Consider the following 2137-nt stretch of genomic DNA (forward strand, 5'->3'; position numbering starts at 1 on the left):
CTACCCCAACCGCGACAGCCCCCCCTTCGTCGCCCAGTACGGCATCCCGTACTACTGGCACCTCGACACCTTCGTCCGCGGCACCCTGCGCAACTCCGGCTGGCGCGCCGCCTGGAGGCAGGTCTTCGACACCGTCGCCGCCGGGGACGCCGCGGCCGTCCGCGCCCTCGCCGCCGAACTGGCCGCCCGCCACCCCACCACCCCCGCCGACCGCGACCGCGTCGTGCTCTCCGTCTCCCTGGAACTGCGCACCAGGTCGGGCGCGAACTGGCGCGGCTCGCGGCTGCTCGACCTCACCGGCGACCGCGCCGAATCCGCGATGGCCCGCTGCGTCTCCCTCCCCGTCGCCTACGGCGTCACCCGGATCCTGGCCGGCGCCCTCCCCGCAGGCCTCAACCGCGCCGCCGAGTCCCCCCGCGAGGCCGCCCGCTGGCTGGCCTTCCTCGGCGCCCACGGCCTGGCCGGGACCCACACCGAAACCGCCTCCACCGCCGCACGCATACCCGCCTGACCGCCGTACCCGCACCTCACCGCACGGCACCGCACCCGCGCGCGCACGGCCGACACGGCCCAGCGCTCCCACCCCACCCACCCCTCCCCCTCACCTCACACACCGAATCGAACGAGAGGTTCCGACAATGGGGCACGAGAGCTTCCGGCCGGGCATCACGCACTTCCGCTGCGTGGGAGTCGGCGTGGGCCCGGCCAACCTCAGCCTGGCGTCCCTGCTGCACGGCAGGCCGGACGTACCCAATCTCTTCCTCGACCGCAAGGAGTCCTTCGGCTGGCACGACGGCCAGCAGATCCCCGGCAGCACCCTCCAGGTCTCCCAGTTCAAGGACCTGGTCAGCCTCGCCGACCCCGCCAACCCCTTCTCGTTCCTGTCGTACCTGCACGCCAAGGGACGCGTCTACCACTTCCTCAACGCCCAGTTCGACGACGTGCCCCGGCTGGAGTTCCGCAACTACCTCGCCTGGGCCAGCCGCCGCAACGAGAACGTCGTCTTCGGCGAGGGCGTCCGCGAGGTCGACTTCGACGACGGACTCGGCGTCTTCACCGTCCGCACCGACCGGCGCACCCTCACCGCCGACAACGTGGTGGCCGGCGTCGGCAGCCGCCCCTGGGTCCCCCCGCAGGGCGAACACCTGCTCGGCCCCACCCAGTTCCACGTGGCCGACTACGTCCACGCCGCGCGCGACGTCGGCGGCAAGCGGGTCGTGGTCATCGGCGGCGGCCAGTCCGGCGCCGAGGCCTTCCTCGACCTGATCTCCCGGGGCGGCTGGGACCTGCCCCGCCGCGTCTCGTGGATCTCCCGGCGGCAGAACTACTTCCCCATCGACGACTCGCCCTTCACCAACGACTACTACATGCCCAGCCACGCCGACTACTTCTACGGACTGCCCCGCGAGCGCCGCCAGTCGCTGAACTCCCGCAACGTCCTGACCAGCGACGGGATCTCCGAGTCCACCCTGCGCGAGATCTACCAGACCATCTACGTCCACCGCTTCGTCGAGGGCAACGAGGACCTCGTCGCCCTGCACCCCGGCCGCGAGGTCTTCGACGTCCGCCCCGGCCCCTTCGGCGGCTGGGAGGTCTGCGCCCGCCACACCGGCGAACCCGAGTCCGTGGAGAAGTTCGAGGCCGACGTCATCGTCTGGGCCACCGGCTACCGGCCCGCCGCCATGGACTTCCTCGCCCCCCTCGCCGGCCGCCTGGAGCACGAGGGCGAGGAACTGCGCGTGGACGAGGACTACGCCGTCCGCTGGGACGGGCCCGCCGACCGCCGGATCTTCGTACAGAACGGGGTCCGCGGCCAGCGCGGCCTCGCCGACCCCAACCTCAGCCTCAACGCCTGGCGCAGCCGGCGCATCGCCGACCGGCTGTGCGGGGTGCGCGGCGACGAACAGCTCGCCTCCTTCATCGAATGGTCCTCGAAGGCCCCCCAGGAGGAACGGTGGACCGCCTGATGGACACGGACCGCACCCGCGCCTGCCGCACCCTCGCCACGGACCCCGCGGCAAGCCCCCCGGCCCCCGCCCCGACCGCCCCCCGGCCCGCCCCCCCCGCGGCCGCTCCGGCGCCCGGAGCCGCCACCACCCGCCCACCCGCCGCCCCGGCCCCCGACCCCACCGACCCC

General features: G+C 73.6%; 3 protein-coding genes. All 3 read left to right on the plus strand.

The genetic code is table 11. From position 1 onward, the window contains the following. On the plus strand, positions 1–511 hold a 511-nt coding region (locus SSNG_RS36690), incomplete at its 5' end, for a saccharopine dehydrogenase C-terminal domain-containing protein (RefSeq protein WP_007269055.1). A 127-nt stretch (positions 512–638) separates the two neighbouring features. Then, entirely contained in the window at positions 639–1967 is a 1329-nt protein-coding gene (locus tag SSNG_RS36695) for a SidA/IucD/PvdA family monooxygenase (RefSeq protein WP_007269056.1), read from the plus strand. Then, positions 1955–2137, plus strand: a 183-nt coding sequence (locus SSNG_RS43165; protein ID WP_206731438.1) for a hypothetical protein, incomplete at its 3' end; no start/stop codon positions are given. The genes SSNG_RS36695 and SSNG_RS43165, both read left to right, overlap by 13 nt.

The sequence above is a fragment of the Streptomyces sp. C genome (genome assembly GCF_000158895.1).
In the GTDB taxonomy this organism is placed as follows: Bacteria; Actinomycetota; Actinomycetes; order Streptomycetales; family Streptomycetaceae; genus Streptomyces; species Streptomyces racemochromogenes.

Excerpts from the sequence above, each read along its gene's own strand:
- SSNG_RS36695 (WP_007269056.1), top strand. The coding sequence starts at position 639 with ATGGGGCACGAGAGCTTCCGGCCGGGCATCACGCACTTCCGCTGCGTG.